Origin of the sequence: Streptomyces sp. BK340 (genome assembly GCF_007827595.1) — a bacterium.
In the GTDB taxonomy this organism is placed as follows: Bacteria; Actinomycetota; Actinomycetes; order Streptomycetales; family Streptomycetaceae; genus Streptomyces.
Genome location: NZ_VISR01000002.1, coordinates 350843 through 370738 on the forward strand (window position 1 = coordinate 350843; position 19896 = coordinate 370738).

Annotated in this window: 19 protein-coding genes; 7 read left to right on the plus strand and 12 right to left on the minus strand. The window is 70.6% G+C overall.

Going from position 1 to position 19896, the window contains the following annotated elements; all coding sequences use genetic code 11:
- Positions 1-186: 186 nt before the first annotated feature.
- Complete coding sequence (locus tag FB157_RS04990; RefSeq protein ID WP_145876328.1) at positions 187-2529, minus strand: D-alanyl-D-alanine carboxypeptidase; 2343 nt, start codon at positions 2527-2529, stop codon at positions 187-189.
- A gap of 195 nt (positions 2530-2724) precedes the next feature.
- Between FB157_RS04990 and FB157_RS04995 the strand changes: the two genes are divergently transcribed.
- From FB157_RS04995 to FB157_RS05005, 3 genes are all read left to right on the plus strand, one after another.
- Positions 2725-3480 (plus strand): GPP34 family phosphoprotein, encoded by a 756-nt coding sequence (locus FB157_RS04995; protein ID WP_145876331.1) that lies wholly within the window; start codon positions 2725-2727, stop codon positions 3478-3480.
- 241 nt (positions 3481-3721) lie between these two features.
- Entirely contained in the window at positions 3722-4579 is an 858-nt protein-coding gene (locus tag FB157_RS05000) for a helix-turn-helix transcriptional regulator (protein WP_145876332.1), read from the plus strand.
- A 191-nt stretch (positions 4580-4770) separates the two neighbouring features.
- Positions 4771-4962 (plus strand): DUF397 domain-containing protein, encoded by a 192-nt coding sequence (locus FB157_RS05005; protein WP_145876334.1) that lies wholly within the window; start codon positions 4771-4773, stop codon positions 4960-4962.
- Between the two features lie 123 nt (positions 4963-5085).
- Here the strand turns inward: FB157_RS05005 and FB157_RS05010 are convergent, their stop codons facing one another.
- The 3 genes from FB157_RS05010 to FB157_RS05020 all read right to left on the minus strand — a co-directional run bounded on the left by FB157_RS05010 (position 5086) and on the right by FB157_RS05020 (position 7448).
- On the minus strand, positions 5086-5952 hold the full coding sequence (locus FB157_RS05010; RefSeq protein WP_145876336.1) for a MerR family transcriptional regulator: 867 nt from the start codon (positions 5950-5952) through the stop codon (positions 5086-5088).
- A 64-nt stretch (positions 5953-6016) separates the two neighbouring features.
- A complete protein-coding gene (locus FB157_RS05015; RefSeq protein WP_145876338.1) occupies positions 6017-6523 on the minus strand; it encodes a glutathione peroxidase in 507 nt (168 codons plus the stop codon).
- Positions 6524-6593: 70 nt separating this feature from the next.
- A complete protein-coding gene (locus FB157_RS05020) occupies positions 6594-7448 on the minus strand; it encodes a slipin family protein (protein WP_145876340.1) in 855 nt (284 codons plus the stop codon).
- 223 nt (positions 7449-7671) lie between these two features.
- Here FB157_RS05020 and FB157_RS05025 point away from each other — a divergent pair, with 223 nt between their 5' ends.
- The gene (locus FB157_RS05025) at positions 7672-8868 is read left to right on the plus strand and encodes a M23 family metallopeptidase (protein WP_145876342.1); all 1197 of its coding nucleotides are present in this window, start codon (positions 7672-7674) and stop codon (positions 8866-8868) included.
- Between the two features lie 49 nt (positions 8869-8917).
- Here the strand turns inward: FB157_RS05025 and FB157_RS05030 are convergent, their stop codons facing one another.
- Positions 8918-9985 (minus strand): alkene reductase, encoded by a 1068-nt coding sequence (locus tag FB157_RS05030; protein WP_145876344.1) that lies wholly within the window; start codon positions 9983-9985, stop codon positions 8918-8920.
- A gap of 219 nt (positions 9986-10204) precedes the next feature.
- Between FB157_RS05030 and FB157_RS05035 the strand changes: the two genes are divergently transcribed.
- Complete coding sequence (locus FB157_RS05035) at positions 10205-10711, plus strand: MarR family winged helix-turn-helix transcriptional regulator (protein WP_145876346.1); 507 nt, start codon at positions 10205-10207, stop codon at positions 10709-10711.
- Positions 10712-10791: 80 nt separating this feature from the next.
- Here the strand turns inward: FB157_RS05035 and FB157_RS05040 are convergent, their stop codons facing one another.
- On the minus strand, positions 10792-11001 hold the full coding sequence (locus FB157_RS05040; protein WP_145876348.1) for a hypothetical protein: 210 nt from the start codon (positions 10999-11001) through the stop codon (positions 10792-10794).
- A gap of 38 nt (positions 11002-11039) precedes the next feature.
- Positions 11040-11543 carry a hypothetical protein gene (locus FB157_RS05045; protein ID WP_145876350.1) on the minus strand — a complete coding sequence of 168 codons (504 nt, stop codon included), beginning with the start codon at positions 11541-11543 and terminating at the stop codon, positions 11040-11042.
- A 423-nt stretch (positions 11544-11966) separates the two neighbouring features.
- Between FB157_RS05045 and FB157_RS05050 the strand changes: the two genes are divergently transcribed.
- Positions 11967-12407 carry a hypothetical protein gene (locus FB157_RS05050; RefSeq protein ID WP_261386172.1) on the plus strand — a complete coding sequence of 147 codons (441 nt, stop codon included), beginning with the start codon at positions 11967-11969 and terminating at the stop codon, positions 12405-12407.
- A gap of 245 nt (positions 12408-12652) precedes the next feature.
- Here the strand turns inward: FB157_RS05050 and FB157_RS05060 are convergent, their stop codons facing one another.
- The 5 genes from FB157_RS05060 to FB157_RS05080 all read right to left on the minus strand — a co-directional run bounded on the left by FB157_RS05060 (position 12653) and on the right by FB157_RS05080 (position 18360).
- Positions 12653-14134 (minus strand): NADH-quinone oxidoreductase subunit NuoF family protein, encoded by a 1482-nt coding sequence (locus FB157_RS05060; RefSeq protein ID WP_222440914.1) that lies wholly within the window; start codon positions 14132-14134, stop codon positions 12653-12655.
- Positions 14131-14973 (minus strand): hypothetical protein, encoded by an 843-nt coding sequence (locus FB157_RS05065; RefSeq protein ID WP_145876352.1) that lies wholly within the window; start codon positions 14971-14973, stop codon positions 14131-14133. Before FB157_RS05065 ends, FB157_RS05060 begins: the two co-directional genes overlap by 4 nt.
- Positions 14974-15519: 546 nt before the next feature.
- The gene (locus tag FB157_RS47125) at positions 15520-15804 is read right to left on the minus strand and encodes a hypothetical protein (RefSeq protein WP_186581348.1); all 285 of its coding nucleotides are present in this window, start codon (positions 15802-15804) and stop codon (positions 15520-15522) included.
- Between the two features lie 74 nt (positions 15805-15878).
- Positions 15879-17105 carry a PP2C family protein-serine/threonine phosphatase gene (locus FB157_RS05075; protein ID WP_145876807.1) on the minus strand — a complete coding sequence of 409 codons (1227 nt, stop codon included), beginning with the start codon at positions 17103-17105 and terminating at the stop codon, positions 15879-15881.
- Between the two features lie 667 nt (positions 17106-17772).
- Positions 17773-18360: a TetR/AcrR family transcriptional regulator gene (locus FB157_RS05080; RefSeq protein WP_145876354.1), complete on the minus strand. Its 588-nt coding sequence runs from the start codon at positions 18358-18360 to the stop codon at positions 17773-17775.
- Between the two features lie 127 nt (positions 18361-18487).
- Here FB157_RS05080 and FB157_RS05085 point away from each other — a divergent pair, with 127 nt between their 5' ends.
- A complete protein-coding gene (locus tag FB157_RS05085) occupies positions 18488-19510 on the plus strand; it encodes a hypothetical protein (protein ID WP_145876356.1) in 1023 nt (340 codons plus the stop codon).
- Positions 19511-19896 lie beyond the last annotated feature (386 nt).

The window sequence follows — 19896 nt, forward strand, 5'->3', positions numbered from 1 at the left end:
CTGAAGGCACTCCCCGTGTCCCGTCTTCTGTTCTCGGCCGTGTCCCTCGGTGTTACCGGCCGCTTCCCGTCCAGTTCGCGGCCCCGTCCCACGGACCGGCGAGCTGCCCCGTTTCGTGACGCTAGCACGCACCCCGCCGCGGGGCTCCGTCGGCGGGGTGGGGGAGTGGTGAAGCGGGGCCGCGGCTCAGCGCAGGCGGGTCAGCTTGTCCGTGAAGCCGGGTTCGGTCAGGTCCTTCTGCAGTGCCACCGGGACCGTCACCGCACCGGCCGAACCGTCACCCACGGTGAGCGTGCCGACCTTGGTGCCGGCCTTCGCCGTGTGCGGTACGGCGTCCGAGGTGAAGGACAGCTTCACCTTCAGACCGGCCCAGCCGGCCGCCGTGACGTCCTTCGTCGCCACGATCGGCGTACGGCCGCCGAGGCCGTCGTCGACGTAACCGACGACATCGCCCTTCTTCAGGATCGTCGCCGACTTCAGAGCGCCCTGCGCGGCTCGGATCAGCTTGTCGCCGGCGGCCAGGACGCCGCTGATGATGGTGTTGTCCGAACCGCCGGCGGGCTGGCGCATCGCGGCACCGATGACGGTGCGGGTCTCGCCGCCGACCTGCTGCTTCGCCGCGAAGACGAGGTTGCCGAGGGCCGAGGTGGTGGTGCCGGTCTTGATGCCGACGACGTTGTTGTAGCCGACCAGCCGGTTGTAGTTGTTGTGCTTGACGCCCTTGTAGTCGACGTAGGACATCATCGCGGCGACCTCGCGGAACGCGGGCTGCTCCATCGCCTTCTTGGCCAGCTTGACCTGGTCCACGGCCGTGCTGACCGTCGAGTCCGTCAGGCCCGAGGGGTCGGTGTACGTGGTGTTGGTCATGCCGAGCTTCTTGGCGGCGGCGTTCATCTTCGTCACGAACGCCTTCTCCGAGCCCGAGTCCCAGCGGGCGAGCAGCCGGGCCACGTTGTTGGCGGAGGGCAGGAGGATCGCCTCCAGGGCCTCGCGCTCGGAGATGCTGTCACCGGCGGTGACCGGGACGGTGGACTCCTGGCCCGCGTCCGACTGCTCCTCGGCGGCCTTGTCGATCTTGATCTTCGGGCCGTCCTCGCCGCTCTTGAGCGGGTGGTCGCGCAGGGTCAGGTACGCCGTCATGACCTTCGCGACGCTCGCGATCGGTACGGGCTTCTGGGCGCCGGAGGAGCCGAACGTGCCGATGCCCTGGACGTCGAGGGCGGCCTGGCCGCTGGACGGCCACGGGATGTCGGCCTTGCCGCCCTCGAAGGTGTACGTGTCCTTCGCGGTGAGGGCGAGGGTGGGCTGGGGGAGCGGGCGGAAGGCCTGTACGACCGCAAAGACGATCGCCAGGAGGAGGGCCAGCGGGGTCCAGATCTTGACCCGGCGGACCAGTGTGCGGACCGGGGTCTCCGGGGGCGGGGGCGTGTTCGTCAGCTCGGCCAGCAGGTCCAGCGGGGGCTTGGGCGGGAGGGGCTGCTGGGTGGTGCGTTCGGGGCCGACCTGGGGGAGGGCGGTGGTGGGGGCGGAGGTGTCGTTCTTGAGCGGCACGAACTTGCTGCCGCCGAGCTTGAGGGTGGTGGTGGGCTGGTCGACCTGGGGCTTCTTGGGCTTGACGGCCTTTATGAGGGTGGTCGGCTGGTCGACACCCTTCGCCGCGGGCTTGGCGTCGGCGGGCCTCGCCTCGGCTTCGCCTTCGGCGGTCTTGTTCCCGCCCGCACCGCCCGTGCGGGTCTCGTTGTCGGCTGCGGGTGCCTTCTGCGGGGCGTCCTCGCCGTCGGCGGCCTGCGCCTCGTCCTCGGGCTCGGCGTCGGCCTTCGGCTCGTCTTCAGGCTCGGCGTCGGCCTCCGCCTCGGCTTCGCCTTCGGCGGTCTTGTTCCCGCCCGCATCGCCCGTGCGGGTCTCGTTGTCGGCTGCGGGTGCCTTCTGCGGGGCGTCCTCGCCGTCGGCGGCCTCCGCCTCGTCCTCGGGCACGGCGTCAGCCTTCGCGTCGGCCTCGGCCTCGGCCTCGCCCTCGGCGTCGGCCTTCGCCTCGTCTTCAGGCTCGGCGTCGGCCTTCGGCTCGTCCTCGGGCTCGTCCTCGGCTTCGGCAGCGGCCTTCGCGTCGTCCTCGGGTTCGGCGTCGGCCTTCGCCTCGTCCTCGGGCTCTGCGTCAGCCTCCGCCTCCGCCTCGGTCTTTGCGGTGTCGGTCGGTTCCGACTTCGTGTCAGCCTTCGCGTCCGGCTTCGACTTGGGGTCGGTTCCGGTGGAACCGGGGTCTTCGGGGGTTTTCGGGTCCTCGGCCGAGCGGACCCAGGCCGAGACGGCCTCGCGGAGGTCGGAGTCGTCGTCCTCGGCGCCGGCGGCGACCTTCACGTCCCGGACCGAGAGGACCTTCGTCGCCGTGTCCGTCCTGGCGCCGGAGGAATCCTTTTCGCGGGAGACCGCGAGACGCGGATCGCGGGCTTCGGGAACCGTACCCCCGCTCCCCGACGTCGGTTCCGCCGACGACTCGTGCTGCTTCGACCTGTCGGGGGACTCGCCCGCCACCGATGCCTCCTAGTGCGCCGCACGCCCACTCGCGCGCCCTGTCCGAACCATGTACCAGTGTCCTGTGTGAGGGCTTGGCCCCTGTGGTAGACGAGAACGACATACCTGCCGGTTCCCTCACGAACCGGTCACGCACCCTCGACAGACCAATGTGAGAGGGGTCACCCTGTCTTTCATCCACGCGGGGAGGCATGGATGGGCAGGAGCCGCAGAACACTTCCGGAGGAGCTTCTGCTGCTGGCGTTGGACCCGGCCACGGGTACCACTGCACAGCCGCAGTCGCTCGACCTCGGTCTGGCCGGAGCACAGCTAGTGGAGCTGGCGCTGGCCGGACGGATAGCCCCAGACGGGGATCGTATCGCCGTGGTGGTACCACGGCCGACTGGAGATCCGACTTTGGACTGTGCGTTGGAGTTGCTGCGAAGGCGTGGCGCTCCCGTGCGTGCCGTCCATTGGATCGGCGGGCCCCGGCTGGGGCTGCGTCAGATCTACCTCTCGCATCTCGAACGGTGCGGCATGGTTGCCGCCGTACCGGGGCAGATGTGCGGAGTACTGCCGACGACTCGCTACCAGGCGACGGACACCGACATCAGCCGGGAGATCCGTGCCCGGCTGGATTCCGCGATCCGCACCGGCGTACCGCCGGACCCGCGGACCGCGGCGCTCGCCGCCCTGGCCCACGCCGTCGGACTCGGCAAGCACCTGTACCCGGGGAACGAGGGCCGCTCCTCACGTTCCCGGTTGCGGGACCTGATCCGGCACGACCCCATGGGCGGGCTGGTCGCGCATGCCGTGATGGACGTACAGAACGGCGCCGCGGCCCAGCCGCGGCGTGGACCGGCCACGGCCGGCCGGCAGGCGGGGCACGGAGCCAGGACCGTGGCGGAACCCGCACGCGGGGTTCCGATGCAGCCCAGCCGCGGGTCCATGGCACGCGTCGTGGCCCACTGAGCCGCACCGCCGGTCCCCAAGTCCCGGTACGGGAGCCGCTGGTTCGAGCGGGGCGGAGAGATCCTTGTGGTCTCTCCGCCCCGCTCGGCCGCGTCCGGACCCGAAAATCCGTGCCCGAACTGACGCGTACGCGCCGCATATCCACCGTTTCCCAGCGGTAGAAAGCACCTTGGTGGCAGTCTGCTCAACAGCAGATACGCAAAGTGTTAGGTACAGGCAGGCAGCCGGAGGTGCACGTCCCGTGGCGTCCAGTGTCAATCCCACCGTCAGACGACGCCGGCTGGGCCAGGAGCTGCGCAGGCTCCGTGAGCTCAAGGGCATGACGGCCGAAGAGGTGGCGGAGCGGCTGCTCGTGTCGCAGTCGAAGATCAGTCGGCTGGAGAACGGCCGCAGAAGCATCAGTCAGCGTGATGTGCGCGATCTGTGCGGGGTGTACGAGGTCGAGGACCAGCGGATCGTCGACTCCCTGATGGAGATGGCCCGGGACTCGCGGCAGCAGGGCTGGTGGCACACGTTCGGGGACATCCCGTACAGCGTGTACATCGGTCTGGAGACCGACGCCGAGTCGCTGCGGGTGTACGAACCCCAGCTGGTGACCGGTCTGTTGCAGACCCGCGCCTACGCGGAGGCCCTGGTGCAGGGCGCGTTGCCGGAGACGTCGACGGCGGAGATCGAGAAGCGCGTGCAGGTGCGCATGCGCCGACAGGAACGTATCACCGCCGAGGGCGCCGCCCTTCGGCTGTGGGTGGTGCTGGACGAGGCGGCGCTGCGCCGCGTCGTGGGCAGCAAACTGGTGATGCGTGAGCAGCTGGAGCACCTGATCGAGATGTCCCAGCTGCCGCACGTCACCGTGCAGGTGCTGCCCTTCGAGGTGGGCGCGCACCCGGGGCTCAACGGGCAGTACGCGATCCTGGAGTTCACGGACGCGGCCGACTCCAGCGTGGTCTACCTGGAGGGCGTGACCAGCGACCTGTACCTGGAGAAGGCGCAGGACGTGCAGAAGTACGCCGTGATGTACGAGCATCTGCGGGCACAGTCCCTCAATGTGGAGCAATCCCGGCAATACATCTCCGACGTGGCGAAAACCTACGCCGATTGAGCCCTGCTCCACAGGAAGTGCCGGATCGTACACCGTCGTTACGATTCAGCGGAAGGCTCACTTGGAATATGCCATCCGCTTGAGTGAACGACTACTCCGGCAAAGGCGGTTGCCCGGTAGCGTCGATCACGCCAATCAGACGACAAGGTTGGCGTGAACCGCACCACCAGCAACTCGCAACAGGAGTGGACATGGCACTGATTCAGGGCGCTTCGGAGACGTGGATGAAGTCCTCCTATTCCGCGGGCAACGGCGCCTGCGTCGAGGTCAAGTCGCCCACCACCGCGGAGCTCGCCGTACGCGACTCCAAGGTCACCCAGGGCCCGATCCTGGCCTTCCCCGCCGACGCGTGGAACGCCTTCGTGGCCTCGGTCAAGGCGTAGGGAGCCCTCTCTGACGTTCCCCCGCAGACACGTCCGACGACAACTGCACACGCGTCAACCCGCAGAGCCCTCTCGACGAGTCGCCGTCCTTGCCGAGGGGGCTCGGCCAGGCCCGGCCCAGGGCTACTTCACCGGGAACGCCACATCGCACACCGGATCCCCGGGCCCGGCCGCGTCCCAGTCCGCGAAGTACACCTCGCGGCAGGGACCGGCCATCTCCAGGCCCTCCCCGGCCAGCCACTGCTCCACCGCCCCGAAGGCGGCCAGGATCTGCGGATGGGCCACCTGGGCCTTGGCGATCCGGGTGTAGGCCAGCCGGGCCGCCGGCTCCACCCGTACCCGGGTCGCCCCGGCCCGGCCGTGCGCTTCCACCCACGCCCGGGCCGCCGCCTCGTCCGCCACCGGCACACACGACTCGGCGGGCCCGTCGCTCTCCATCGACACCTCGGAGTGGTAGACGACGAACGGCTCACCCGCCACGCCCCCGCACTCCCGCGCGGCCTGCAGCAGCCGGTCCAGCGATGCGCCGATCCAGGCCGGCAGCTCGTCCGCGAGCGTGTGCCGCGTCTCGGTGATCACCACCCGCGCGGGCACGTCCACCGTCTCGACCACGAACTTGTCGTACATCTCGGAGCTCCTCCCCGACAGTCGTCCACGGAGGTACTCGGCGAGGGTGCGCTGCCCGGCCACCCGGGTCTCCACGTCCGCCCAGTAGGCGGCCAGCAGGTCCGCGGCCGCGGTGCCCTGCGCCCCGACCACCTCGGCGATCCGGGCGAGCGGCATGTCCAGCTGCCGCAGCAGGGCCACCAGACGGGCGTGCTCCACCTGGCCGGCGCGGTAGTAGCGGTAACCGCTGGCCTCGTCGACATGCGCCGGGGCGAGCAGCCCGAGGCGGTCGTACAGCCGCAGCGCCTTGGCCGAAAGCCGGGCCCGCGCGGCGAACGCGCCGATGGTCAGCAGCTCCTCGTTCACGATGTCATCCTCCGTCACCGGGCGGTTCCTCCCGCCCGGTGACAGGGACGCTCGGCCCTGCCCCTGGGGCAAGGTCAACCCATCAGCCCAGCTGGCCCTCGATGGCCGCCACGACCTCCGCGGCCTCCGGCTCGGTCTGCGGCGAGAAGCGCGCGACGACCTGCCCGTCCCGGCCGATGAGGAACTTCTCGAAGTTCCAGCGGATGTCCCCGCTGTGTCCCTCGGTGTCGGCGAAGCCCACCAGACGCTCGTACAGCGCGTGCCGGCCCTCCCCGTTCACCTCGACCTTCTCGGTCAGCGGGAAGGACACGCCGTACGTCGCGGAGCAGAACTCGGCGATCTCCTCGGCGGTGCCGGGCTCCTGCCCGAGGAACTGGTTGCAGGGCACCCCCAGCACGGTGAAGCCCTGCTCGGCGTACCGCTCCTGCAGCCGCTCGAGGCCCGTGTACTGCGGGGTCAGGCCGCACTTGGAGGCCACGTTCACGATGAGAACGCTCTTGCCGGCGTACTGCGGCAGGTTCGCGGAGCCGCCCTTGAGGGCCCCGATCTCGGTGTCCAGTACGGAGCCGTTGTGGTCGTTGGTCGTCATGAGCGGATGCTAACTCCGACGGGTCGCCTCCCCCCGCCCAGGTGCCGAGGGGGAGGCGAGGACACCCGTGCTACGGCTGGTCGGCGCTCTGCTCCGGCTGCTGGGCCGGAACGCTCTCCTGCGCCTGCTGCGCCGGGACGCTCTTCGCGTCGACGCCGGCACCGATGTGCTGTGCGGCCCGGTCGAAGTACCGCAGCAGCTCCACGGGGAACGGCATCACGAGCGTGGAGTTCTTCTCGGCGGCGACCTCGACGACCGTCTGGAGCAGCCGCAGCTGCATGGCCTCGGGCGTGTCCGACATGATCCGCGACGCGTTGGCGAGCTGCTGGGCCGCCTGGAACTCGCCGTCCGCGGTGATGACCCGGGCCCGCCGCTCCCGCTCCGCCTCGGCCTGCCGCGACATGGACCGCTTCAGCGACTCGGGCAGCTGTACGTCCTTGATCTCGACGCGGTCGATGTGGATGCCCCACCCGGCGGCCGGGCTGTCGATCATCAGGGCGAGCCCCTCGTGCAGCCGCTCCCGGTCGCTCAGCAGATCGTCCAGGTCGCTCTTGCCGATGATGGACCGCAGGGAGGACTGGGCGACCTGCCCGACGGCGAAGTGGTAGTCCTGCACCTCGATGGCCGCCCGCAACGGGTCGGTCACCCGGAAGTAGACGACGGCGTCGACCTTCACCGACACGTTGTCCTTGGTGATGCCCTCCTGGGTGGGCACCGGCATGGTCACGACCTGCACGTTCACCTTGCGCATCCGGTCGGCGAACGGGATCAGGAAGGTGATGCCCGGCTGCCGGTGGGCGGGCAGCGCCTTGCCCCAGCGGAACACCACTCCGCGCTCCACCTGGTTGACCACCCGCATGCCGCTCTTCAGCACGAGCAGTACGAACGCGGCCACGACGACCACTGCGACGACGGTGCCTTCCATGGCACTCCATTCTCCGACGCGACTTCCGTCCGGTTCCGGACAACGGGGATGACATCACGGCGGGCGTCCATGGATGCGTGCCGGGTGTCAGGGATCCGTAAAGAAACCGATGCGGGATCGCCGGGCCGGGCGACGAACCCCGCCCCGCCCTTGATCGTCTTCCAGTCGGCCGCGAGACGTACCGCGCGGCCCACCACTGCCAGATCTGCGACCGGGGGCCCACATGCACGATCCGACGTCCGAGGCCGAGCCCTCGTCTCCCGTGCCACCGCCGGAGGCCGGCATCCTGGTCCGCTTCCTCACGGCGGACCCGGCCGGGAGGGTCCGGATCGCGCCGGGTGTCGCGGAAGCGGTCGGCGCCTCCCGCATGGAGGAGATCGTGCAGGGCACCCTCGCCCGCACCGGAACCCCCGTCGCCGTCACGGACAGTCCCGACGGCCTGATCGTCACCGGCCCGCAGGGCAGCGTCCGCGCCTGGGCCCACCAGACCCCCGACGGCGAGAGGATCACCGGCCTGCTCCTGGAGGGAGTGGGCTACGAGCCCCCGTCCCGCCGCCGCCTGCTCCCGCTGCCCGCGACCTGGCTGACGCTGGTCCTCCTGGTCACCCTCTGGAACGTCGGCATGCTCTGGACGGCCGCGGACCGCACCTCCTGGTGCGCCGGCCTGGCCGGCCTCGCGGCCTTCTTCGTCTTCGTCGAGGGCTGCGGCGCCCCCGCCCAGCAGCCGCGCCTGCACCGCCGTGCCGTCGAGGTGACCGCCCTCACCGCCCTCGCCTCGGCCTACCGCCTCCCCGGCCTCCCGGGGGGTCACCCCTCCCTGGACCTCGCGGTGTCCCTGACCGTCCTCGCGGGCGCCGTGTTCCTGGTGACCAGAGGCCGCCTCCACCACTGGCGCACCCCCGTCTCCCAGCCCCTCCTCTTCCCCCTGGAGGGCACCTGGTACGTCGTCCAGGGCGGCGGCCGCCCCCTCAACCACCACGCCCGAGTCCCGGAACAGCGCGCCGCCCTGGACCTGGTCTCCCTGGGCCCGCACGGCACCCGTACCCGCCCCGGCCGAGAGCTGACCGACTACGCCGCGTACGGCCGCCCCGTCCGCTCCCCCTGCCGCGGCCGCGTGATCTCGGCGGCCACGACGATCGCCGACCAGCGCCCGGGCGAGATCCGCTACCAGCCCCTCTACGGCAACCACGTCTTCATCGACACGGGCCGCGAGATCGTCAAGCTGGCGCACCTGCGCCCGGGTTCGGTGGCGGTGAGCCCGGGTGACATGGTCGAACCGGGCGACCTCCTCGGCGAGGTCGGCAACAGCGGCAACTCCACCGAGCCCCACCTCCACTTCCACGCCGAGCGCGACGGCGTCGGCCTGGACCTGCGGTTCACCGATGTCGGGGGGCGGCTGTACCGGGGCCGCAGGATCTGAGGATCCGGCCGGGGCCGCCTGGACGAGCCCCGGCCGGCAGCGGGACCGGTCAGTCGAGGGCGGGGTAGTCGGTGTAACCGCGGTGGTCGCCGCCGTAGAAGGTGGCCGGGTCCGGGGTGTTGAACGGACCGCCGGCGGCCAGGCGCCGGGGCAGGTCGGGGTTGGCCAGGAACAGCGCCCCGTAGGCCACCATGTCCGCGATCCCGTCCTCCAGCAGCTTCAGCTCGTCGGGGCCGGTGACGTCGGGGTGCGTGAACGGGTTCAGGACGAAGGTGCCGGGCCAGGCCCTGCGCAGCGCCGTGGTCAGGCCGCGGTCCGGTCCCTCCATCAGGTGCAGGTAGGCGAGTTCCAGGCCGGCGAGCCGGTCGAGCAGGGCGGGGTAGACCTCGCCCGGGTCGTCCTCGGACATGTCGTTGAACGGGTTTCCGGGCGAGATCCGCAGACCGACCCGGTGGCCGCCGATCGCCTCGGCCACGGCCGTGACGACCTCGACGGCGAAGCGGATCCGGCCCTCGGTGCCGCCGCCCCAGGCGTCGGTGCGCCGGTTGCTTCCGGACGCGAGGAACTGGTGGATCAGGTAGCCGTTGGCGCCGTGGATCTCCACGCCGTCGAACCCGGCCTCGACCGCGCCCCGGGCCGCGTAGGCGAAGTCGTCGACGGTCTGCCGGATCTCCGCCTCGCTCAGCTCCTTCGGCGTCACGAAGTCCTGCGGGCCCTCGTGGGTGTAGACCTGCCCCTTGGCGGCCACCGCCGACGGCCCCACCGGCACCAGGCCGTCGGGCAGGAGCTTCGGGTGGCCGATCCGCCCGGTGTGCATCAGCTGCGCGAAGATCACGCCGCCCTCGCGGTGCACGGCGTCGGTGACCGTCCGCCATGCCCGCACCTGCCCGGCCGTGTGCAGGCCGGGGGTGTCGGGGTAGCCCTGGCCGACAGGCGAGGGCTGGATGCCCTCCGTGACGATCAGGCCGGCGCCGGCGCGCTGCGCGTAGTACGTCGCCATCAGCTCGGTCGGCTCAGCGCCGGGCCCGTAGGCGCGGCTGCGGGTCATCGGGGCCATCACGACGCGGTTCACCAGGCGCCTGCCGCCCAGGACGATCGGTTCGAAAGCAGTGGTCATGGTCTCTTCCTCGGGAAGCGATGCTCGATTTACCTGTCCGAACAGGTAAACCCGCTGAACCCATTCCCGAGGTCGAATGTGAGGTGCATCACGCATGGTGACCTGCTCATATCTTCTCCGAAGTCAGAACGGACGGCCGAGCGGCCTCCGCCGGGGTAGAATTGGCTGCTCGGCCAGGCAGGCGGGGAAGTGAAGCAGTGGGGGAAGCGGGAGAGGAAGATGGCGCAGTCCGAGCCGGAGCCCACCGTCCCGGTGCCGGCCGCGGCCGGCGGCGGACCGGTCAGCCACGCGATCTTCCGCCTGGCCCGTCTGCACCGCATGTTCGCGGGACAGCTGCTGCGCCGCACCGGCCTGCATCCGGGTCAGGAGCTGGTGATGATGCACCTGTGGGAACTCGGCCCCCAGCGCCAGGCCGACCTGGTGCGGCTGCTGGACTCCGACGCCGCCACCATGACCCGCACCGTCAAGCGCCTCGAACAGGCCGGCTTCGTGCGCCGCCGCCCCTCGCCGACCGACAGGCGTGCGTCCCTCATCGAACCCACGGCGGCCAGCCAAGCCCTGCGCCACGAGGTCGAGCAGATGTGGAGCCAGTTGGAGGACCTCGTGACCGCGGACCTCTCACCCGGCGAACGGACCGCGGCCCTGGTCACCCTGGAACGCCTGGAACACAACCTCGCACAGGCCGCCGCGGATCCGGCGGACCCGGAGACGGATGCGGAGCGCTGACGGCGGTCGCCACGTCGGCTGCCCCGTCGGCTGCCATTTGATCGCCTGTCAGCGGACGGGCAAGGGGCCGGGCGCAGCCCTCAGGTAATGCTTTCCGAGTGCCCGTCAGGGAAGACGCACGTGGGGCCGCGGTAGGGGCCGCCCGGGTTGACCGTTCCACCCTGGGCTGTGCACTGATCGGAGGAGATGACCGGATACGTCGCTGCCTGAGCGGTGGCGGCGCCGACGGCACTCACGCCGAGGAGGGTTGCTGCGGCGAGGGCGAGCCCCAGCAGTCGTCGTATGCGCATGGCTTTCTCCTCTCGCGTGCCAGTCGCTGGGACACGCTCTAGTCCCCGCAGAACTTCTTCTCCGCCGCGGCCGCGCCGTCCCTGAATCCTTGCCGGAAGTTCTCGTTGACCGTGACGCCCTGCAGTTGCCGCACGTCGCAATCACTCTTCATGGCCGCGTAACCCGCCTTGTAGCCTGCCGCGTACTGCTCCTGCGCACTCTGGCGTGCCCCTTGCTCGGCCGTGCCGCACCTGGCCGCGGGGCTGCCGACCTGCCGGGCGGTGATGGTGCCGCGGGCCTGAGTGATCGTCGCGGAGAAGTTTCCGCCGGCGTCCGTCCGCACGGTGCCCTGGGCTCCGTGCGCGGACTCGATGAAAACGGCCTTGTTCGGCTGGAAGTCCTCGCCGATGACCTTCAGGTTCGCCCGACCGTCGGCCCGCGAGACAGCGCAGGTGGGCGACACCGCCGCGGCCGGCGAGGCGGCGAGCTCCACCGCCCCGGCTGTCAACGACGACACCACCAGGGGGGCCAGCACCGCCAGGCGTACGCGTCGAGCGTTCATGGGAGGGCTCCTACGTGGCTCGCCCCCCTTCAGCCTCTGCCCTCCAGCGTCTCTCCGACGGTAAGGGGTGTCAAAATGGCGACAAATCCTGGCGGTTGATCGGGATTTCGTGCCCTGTCCCGCAGTGCGCAGCGGGCACGAAAGCGAGTGCGGCTCTGACCCGGATGGCCATGTCTGGCACGGCTGTGGCACGGGGACCGTCTGATGTCCCGCAACATGGCTTCGCGGATGAACACCTGCAGTGGTACTCAACGCGCCATCCCTGACCAGGGAAAGCGGTCGCGTCTGTCGTCGTTGGCTGCCCTCGGACGGTCACCTGCGGCAATGCCCTGATGGCGGCCCGGGGTTGCAGTCGCGGCGACGAGGGATTGCGGCCATGCTGGCAGGGGAGCGTGGCTGGCTTCGCGCGGGCGGTGTGCATCGGTGACCGCGCTGCACAGGAAGGCTGCTGCCATGACAACGGTGCCGAACAGGACACAGCGAGGACACGCGATCATCGACGCCTCCTCGTTCGCCGGGATCATGATGATGCTCAGTGGGCCCCTCAGCATTCTGATGGGCGCAGCCGGAATCGCACAGGACACCCTGTTCACAGCGTCCCGGTACTCCTACCGGTTCGACCTGACGGCTTGGGGCTGGATCCACCTTGTGCTCGGAGTGGCACTCGTCATTGCCGGCCTGGGAGTCCTTACGGGCCAGAGCTGGGGTCGCGGGGCCGGTGTGGCGGTGGCAGCGATCAGCCTGATCACCCAGTTCATGTTCGTTCCGTACTACCCGTTGTGGGCCATCCCCATGATGACGATCGACCTCCTGATCCTGTTTGCGCTGACGAGGGTCCACATCGAGACCAGCGATGGTGAGTGAACCTCACGGCATTGCAACACTCCCGCCGCGTCCGGCTTGAGTCTGCGTGAGCTGATGACCAGGACGGGGCACAGCGCGCCTCGCGCGGCGCTGATCTACCAGCACATGGTCAATGGCTGTGACCGGGAGATCGCCGATCGGCTCGGCTCGATGATCTGCAAGGAGCGGGGTGGCCCTTTCCTGGCTTCGCTATTCCTGCCGCCACAGCGCCGGTGCCTGCAGCCGTGAGGGAGGCCTCAGGGGAGTCACACGCGATGCCGGAGACGCACTGCCAGGGCCGGGCACTGGTTGACGGCGCGGCGGGCGCCGTGCTCCTGCCAGGGGGCGACCGGGATGGTGGTGGAGGTCGGGTAACCGTGCGGGCCGAGGCGAATGAGGTCCGGGGCCAGCACGGCGCACAGACCGTGACCGGTGCAGCGGGACCAGTCCACCTCCAGCCGGGCGCCCTTCGCAGGCGGGAGGGGCAGTACGCCCTGCACGGGACGGCCGCAGCCGGGGCCGGACAGGTGGGCGTCGACGTCTTCGGAGAAGACGTCCAGCGCGGTGAGCAGGAAGCGGGCCGTGCCGTCCGGGTGCGAGCAGGCACCACCGCCCTGGGCTGCGCCGAGGGCGCACCGGGCGTCCTCCAGCACCGCGGGCTCGGCAGCACCGGCGGCCAGCACGGCCAGGGCCTCGGCGGCATCGGGCAGCCCGCGCTTGCACGGTCCGCACTGGCCGGCGGACTCGGCCGCCAGCCAGGCCGCGACCCGGGCGGTCTCGCCGAGCGGGCAGGTGTCGTCGGGGAGCGCGACGACCGCCCCCGCGCCAAGGGTCCCGCCGAGGCCGGCGAGTCCGGCGCGGGAGAGCGGGGCGTCGATGGCGTCCGACGGGTGCAGCCAGGCGCCGTGGTAGCCGCCCACCAGCACGCCGGCGCCCGGCTGGAGGCCGCAGGCGTCCAGTACCGGGCCCAGCCGGGAGCCGGTCGGAACCTCGACCACCAGCGGATCGGCGCCCGGCCGGTTGACGGTGAGCAGGATCGTGCCGGGTTCGGCGGCGGTGCCGACGGCGGCGTAGGAGTCAGGTCCAAGCCGGGCCGCGACGGCGAGTTGGGCCCAGGTCTCGGCGTTGGAGAGCAGCGTCGGACGGCGACGCACCCCGCCCGTTCCGCCGTCGGCCGCGCGGGCCTTCAACGGCGCCGGTACCACGGGCAGACCGTTGACGCCCCGGATCAGGGCCCCGGATTCGCCGGAGACGAAGCGGTCGGGCAGGCATATGGTCCGGGCCGGGCAGGGAAGTTCGCGCTCGGCGAGGGCTGCCGGAACCGAAATCTCACCGGGACTGCCCGCGGCGACGCCGATCACGATCTCCTCGGCGCCGAACGCGGCGGCGGCCAGGCAGGCGCCGTCCAGTACCAGGTGCGGCGTACGGGCGAGCAGCATCTTGTCCTTGGCGCTGGCCGGTTCACCCTCCGCGCCGTTCACCACGACGACCGGCGGTGCCCCCATGCGGTCGGCGACGGCGAGTGCGGCCCGGGCCTTGCGGGAGAACGGGAAGCCGGCGCCGCCGCGGCCGGACAGGCCGACGGCTTCGGCCAGGGCGAGCAGACCGTCCCGGTCCGGTTGGAGGAGCGGCGGGTGTACACGGGTGTGCGCGGCGAGGTCCAGGCGCTGGTGGCGGTCCAGGCCGGCGGTCATCCGGGCCGAATCCAGCCAGCGCACCTCGAGCAGCTTCGGCGGTGCGACCTTCACTCGCTGTTCCCTGGCTGGGCCAGGCGGACCGGCCGGGGCCCTGGTCTCGCGGCGTGCCTGGGCTGGCCGAGCTGGCCGGCACTCCGTGCCGACGGGCGAGCCGCCGACGTCGACGCCGCGGGCCACCCGGGCCGGGCGATCGGGCGGGCACCGGTGGCGGGCCAGGAGGACCGCGCGGACAGGGCGGCCAGCGCGGCCGGGCGGACCGCGGCCGGCCGATATGCATTGGCGCCACGCCGACGCCGACGCAAGGTCCGGTGACGGCCCAGGTAGGAAAGGGCACGGACCAACAGTGCGAGCGCCACCAGGGCCGCGCACAAGCCGTAGCCCCAGAGCACCCACGCGTGCGCCTTGCGCCCCGCCGTCAGCCCGTGTGCCAGTGAGACCGGCCAGCAGACGTACGCAGACGAGTGCAGCACCCGCCACAGCCAGGGGCGGCGGCCGGCGAACCGGCCCCGGAGCACGCCGGTGGCCGTGATCAGGACGAGCAGGTCGGCGGCGATGGTGCCCAGGCTCACCGCAAGGGCGGCGCCGCCGGTGAAGGGGACCACCGCGGTCTGCGGAGCGGCGTGCCGCTCGACGACCTTGACCGCGATGTGAGTGGCCAGGAAGCCGAGCGCCGCGACGGCGCTCGCCCGGTGCACCGACTGCACGGCCACCCGCAGCCGGGGGGTCAGCACCAGCCGGTCGGTGGCGGCGAGCCCGCAGGTGACCACGGCGGTGAGCGAGAGCAGGGTGAAGACGCCGGCGAAGTGGTCCAGGAAGGTCATCACCCGGCCGACTGCTGCGCCCGGCGCGGCAGCGAGCGCAGGACGGGCGAGCAGGGCGACGCTGGACATGGGCACCTTCTTCCTTGCGCTCGGGTCGCGCAGCCGGGCCGTGGAGGGATCGGATCGGGATTCGACATGCCCACGTCGGGGGGACGGCACCGCCGGGGGTGTGGCACCGGCGGCACTGCACGGCAGGGCACATCGTTAGCTCGCACCCCAGCTCAGTGCCAAATGCTTCTGATACGGCCCACGACCGTAGCGACCCCCGGCATCGACGCCGGTTTCCCGGGCGCAGGCGGCAGTTTGCGGTCCACGACCCTGCCTAGTAGATAGCGAAAGTGGCGTGACCAGGCTCACCGTGCAGAAGTCATCGACCGTGTCAAGATCCTGGGCCGGGCGATCACCTGGTCCAGAAGTACTGCCATCACGAAGAGTGCGGTACTCGCGGAGACCGGAATGTCGGACGCCGGGACATTTGCGGGCCGAGGGAGCCGGTGTCGGCTGACTGCGGCGATGAAGTCGGCAGGAGAGCTCCACGCGCGGATCGTGCCGGCTTCGATGAACCTGCCGTACGCCCGCCGATCCGGGGGCTGAACTCCACAGCGGCTTGGCCCTTCACCACTGCTGACGCAGGTCGGACAGCTGAGCCGGATCGAGACCGGGCGCCGGCGCATCAGCCTCGACCAGCTGATCTCGCTGGCCCGCGCCCGGGGTACAGCCCTCGATCAGCTGGTGGAGTCCGTCGACGACGGCGACATCGTGATCCGTCCTCAGCGCGACGAACAACGGGGGACGACCTGGCTGCTGAGCCGCGACTCCGGCCCGTCCGGCGCCACCGTCGCCAAGATGCGCATCACCGACGAAGCCCGCGAGGGCGGCAACGACCAGCTCGGCGTTCACCCCGGCAAGGACTGGTTTTCGCCGTCCTGTCCGGAACCGTCACCCTGTGCTCGGCAGGTTGACGTCGAGGTTGCTCAGTCAAGGACCGCGAGGTGGTCGGCAGCGCCCCCGTGCCACTCGATCATGAACAGGGTGGCGTCGTCGCTGGTGCTCCCGCCCCGTTCCGTCTTCAGCGTGTGAGAGAGCCAGCTCACGCCCGCCCGCACCCCGCCCGACGTCTCCTCCGCAAGGCGGTTGACGCACCGGATGAGGCGTTCCTCACCGAACGGCTCGCCGCCGGTGACGTGTTCCTCGATGATGCCGTCGGTGTAGCACAGCACCCGGTCGCCCGGCTGGAGCAGGTGCTGTCTGATCCGGGGCTGCTCACCGCCGAAGCCGACGGGCAGCGTTGTTGCGCTGTCCAGCTGTCGCACGACTTGGCCATCGCGGATCAGTAGCGGCGCGGGGTGTCCCGCGTTGACCAGCTCCAGCTCACCGGTGGCGATGTTGAGGTGCATCAGCTGCGCCGTGACGAAGTGGTCGGGCCCGAACTGCCGTGAGATGGCGTCGTCCATGTACGCGTACTTCTCGGCCAGGCTGACGAATACGCGCCGGGCGTGCCGGTAGGCGCCGATGGCGATGGTCGCCATCGCGGCGGCGTCCAGGCCGTGGCCCATCGCGTCGATCACGGCCACATGCAGGATGTTGTCATTGAGGGCGTAGTCGAAGCTGTCGCCGGCCAGGCGGTAGGCGGGCTCCAGGGCGCCGGCCACCTCGACCTGCGGCACTGTCATCGACAGCGGCGGCAGCAGGCTCCACTGGATCTCCGCGGACACGCTCATCGGCTCCCGGCGCCGGGCCAGGAAGAACTGGTCGGTGTAGGCGTTCTTGGTGACCAGCATGTCGGCGACCAGCCCGGCGAGCCTGCGCAGCAGGCGCCGGGCGTCGTCGCCGACGGTATCCAGGGTCACGGCCATCACACCGACCTCGTCGCTGCCGTCCAGCAGCGGCAGATATATCCGCACGCCGCCCTGGGCCTGCGGTACCTCGACCACGTCCGCGTGCAGGAAGGCCCGGCTGGCGGGGGAGTCGGCTACCGGCTGGGGCTGGCCGACGTGCAGCTTCCTGCCCGGCAACGGCACCAGCAACTCCTGCGCGTAGTCCTGGAGCAGGATGGAGACGTCACGACCACCGATCCCGGCCGCCTCCTCCGCGACCAGCGGAGCAATCAACTGCGGCGGCAACAGCCGCGCCCGGTCCAGCAACAGGCCGAGCAACCGCTCGCCGAAACCCTCCGACCGGTCCACGCTCTCCTCGCCCATGGCCCGCTTCGCCGCATCCTTCCCGCCACCCACGCCATTCACGGTCTTCGCACAAGACCCGATAAGCCGCCTGAGCGGCCCATTACGCCATGTGTGGCATGTCAGCACACGTTGTCCGCGCAAAGTGAGTTGACTGAGGGAGCGATCACCTCCAGGCATCGGTCCACAGGCGGAGGCCGCGCTGGTGCGCCGATGACGCGCGGAGCGGGACTTGGCTAGCCGTCGAAAGCAGGCCGGGTTCATGTGCCAAGTCCAGAAAGCGGCAGTTCGTGTAATCCGCGGCGCGACGACGGTCCGCGAATCGCCCACCGTCGACCACGACGTGCTCAACATCGCGCAGGAAGTAGCTCGCCGGGGGGCGGTAACACCCCCTCACTGAATCGGGCGGAAGTCCATAAAGCGGACTGCACTGTCGGCGTAGAGTTACCCGAAGTTACTCATCGTGCCGTTCCCGTCAGGTTCCCATCTGAGGCATATCGGCCCTCCATGATACTCGCGGAGGGTCGGTATGCCCTGTTACCAGGTACTTCCTGGCGCCCTCGGCAGGATTCGAACCTGCGACACCTGCTTTAGGAGTTCGATCCGAGCGCAGTCCAGCTGCTGCCGACGACTGATGCGACGCCCGGACGCATCCGCTGGTGTACGCCCCTGTCCGACGTCGTCGATGTCAGCAGTGGATGTCAGACACCTGGTTTTGCGGGGCCGGTGACAGCGCGGCGCGGGCGGCGGAGAGCACCTGCCCGGACAGTGGGGAGTTCTTGGTGGCGCGGGCCAGGAGAAGGGCGCCGAGCATGGTGCACAGCCGGGCGATGCCGTCCTCGTCGTCGGTGGCGAGCCACTGGGTGAAGTCCTGTACCCCTTCGGCGTAGGCGCGGTGCGCTGCGTGGTCGCCACTGTCCCGGGCCATGTCGGTGGCGAGCGCGGCGACGGGGCAGCCCGAGGCGGGAGTGTCCCGGTGCCGGACGGACAGGTACCCGTCGATCAGGGACTGCTGGGCCTCGACACGGTCACCCTCGTGCTCTTCGAGTGTGGTGGCGTGGAACTCGGCCAGTTCGCCGAAGGCGTGGGTGACCGCCTCGTCGATCAGGGCCTCTTTGGAGGCGAACTGCTTGTAGAAGCCGCCGTGCGTCAGGCCGGCCGCCTTCATCAGATCCGCGACGCTCACGCCCGTGCCCTGCTCGCGGAACAGTTGCGAGGCCCGTTCCACGACCCGCTGGCGGTTCGCCTGTGCCTGTGCCTGTGAGACGCGACCCATAGGGCACCTCCCTTTTGGATGCTGGACGACATCTATCGTACGGTGCTGTTTAGATTGCCTGCATCATCTATTTGGGGCGCCCCCTCCCCTCGTCCAAGGGCGCGCCCCCCTTCACGGGAGACACTTCATGGCCACTCGCCTCGGCCCGGCCGCCGAAGCCGACCTGACCACCGCCACCGCCACCTCCGCAACTGCGCCACCGGTCCGGCTCTGGCTCCAGCCGACCGTGATCGCCCTGGTCGTCGTGGCGGCCTTCATCGGCTGCTACGTCGGTCTGCAGCGCAACCCCCAGCCGCACCGGGTGCCGGTGGCTGTCGCCGGCCAGGAGCTTTCGGGCGAGATAAGCCAGGTCCTGGGTGACAGCGTCGATGTCCATCCTGTCGCCGACGCCGCCACGGGGCGCGCTGAGGTCGAGCGCCGCGATGTCGTGGCCGCGCTCAGTGGCCGCGCGGCCTCCGACCGGTTGCGCCTGGAGATCGGCGGGGCCAACGGGCAGTCGACGACGACGGCCGTCAAGAGCCTGATCGGCGCCTATGCCCACGCATCGGGCCAGCGCCTGACCACGGTGGATGTCGTCCCGTTCGCTCGTTTCGACTCGCGTGGACTGGCCGGGTTCTACATGGCGTTCGGCGTCACACTGGCCGGCTTCGTCCTCGCCCAGAACGTTCTGGGTCTCGCGAACCATCTGCACCTGCACCACCGGTTCTGGCTACTGTCCGGCGCGTCTGTGGCCATCGGCATCGTCGCCACCGTCATCGCCGGCCCCATCCTCGGGGCGGTGCCCGCGCCGGTGATGCCGCTGGCCTTCGCCCTGACCCTGCTTGCCGCGGCAGCCGCGTTCACCACCAAGCTGCTGGGCACCTACCTCGGCCCGGTCGGCGTGCCCGTCGCCACCCTTTTGCTGCTCACGGTCGGCAACTCCACCAGCGGAGCGGCCATCGGCCCGGACCTCCTGCCCTCCGCCGCACACGCCGTCTCCGCCCTGCTGCCGCCGGGTGCGGCCGTTCGCGCCGTGACCGACCTGAGCTACTTCCACGGCGCGCAGGCGGTGCAGCCACTGACCACCCTCGCGCTGTGGGCGGTGATCGCCGCCACCCTGGTGGGCCTTCGTCCCCGCCTGAGGCGGCGGCGCACGCGGGTTACCGCCTGACCCCCCTTTCCCTGGCTTCACCGTTCATGCTGGTCAGCGCGGCGGAGTCTTCCGGATCCTTCCGGTCCTTCCCTGTCTTTATTCGGCCTTCCGTTCCCATGGCGTTCCCATGAGGGGCCCTCGGAGGCCCCCGGGGGCTGGGGTGGGGGAGTCGGCTGAGACCAGCCGCGGTCGCTGAAGCGCTGAGCACCGCAGACCCCTTCGGGGCGCCAAGGGCCCCGCACTGAGCGGGGTTGTCCGGGCCCTCAGCGTTCAGCACGCCCTGGAGCGCGTCGGTGACCTGGCCGAGTTCGGCGCGGCACCGGGCTGCCTGGGCGCGGCAGGCGCGGAGGACTGGCGCTTCACCCGGACCCCGGGGACCTCCCGTGCCTTCGCCGGCGGGTTGG

Bases quoted from the DNA above. Each gene is read 5' to 3' on its own strand.
- FB157_RS05040 (WP_145876348.1), bottom strand. From the start codon at position 11,001: ATGCGCATACGACGACTGCTGGGGCTCGCCCTCGCCGCAGCAACCCTC.
- FB157_RS05085 (WP_145876356.1), top strand. From the start codon at position 18,488: ATGGCCACTCGCCTCGGCCCGGCCGCCGAAGCCGACCTGACCACCGCC.
- FB157_RS05025 (WP_145876342.1), top strand. From the start codon at position 7,672: ATGCACGATCCGACGTCCGAGGCCGAGCCCTCGTCTCCCGTGCCACCG.
- FB157_RS05065 (WP_145876352.1), bottom strand. From the start codon at position 14,973: ATGTCCAGCGTCGCCCTGCTCGCCCGTCCTGCGCTCGCTGCCGCGCCG.
- FB157_RS05020 (WP_145876340.1), bottom strand. From the start codon at position 7,448: ATGGAAGGCACCGTCGTCGCAGTGGTCGTCGTGGCCGCGTTCGTACTG.
- FB157_RS05030 (WP_145876344.1), bottom strand. From the start codon at position 9,985: ATGACCACTGCTTTCGAACCGATCGTCCTGGGCGGCAGGCGCCTGGTG.
- FB157_RS05005 (WP_145876334.1), top strand. From the start codon at position 4,771: ATGGCACTGATTCAGGGCGCTTCGGAGACGTGGATGAAGTCCTCCTAT.
- FB157_RS05015 (WP_145876338.1), bottom strand. From the start codon at position 6,523: ATGACGACCAACGACCACAACGGCTCCGTACTGGACACCGAGATCGGG.
- FB157_RS05080 (WP_145876354.1), bottom strand. From the start codon at position 18,360: ATGGGTCGCGTCTCACAGGCACAGGCACAGGCGAACCGCCAGCGGGTC.
- FB157_RS05035 (WP_145876346.1), top strand. From the start codon at position 10,205: ATGGCGCAGTCCGAGCCGGAGCCCACCGTCCCGGTGCCGGCCGCGGCC.
- FB157_RS05045 (WP_145876350.1), bottom strand. From the start codon at position 11,543: ATGAACGCTCGACGCGTACGCCTGGCGGTGCTGGCCCCCCTGGTGGTG.
- FB157_RS04995 (WP_145876331.1), top strand. From the start codon at position 2,725: ATGGGCAGGAGCCGCAGAACACTTCCGGAGGAGCTTCTGCTGCTGGCG.
- FB157_RS05075 (WP_145876807.1), bottom strand. From the start codon at position 17,105: ATGGGCGAGGAGAGCGTGGACCGGTCGGAGGGTTTCGGCGAGCGGTTG.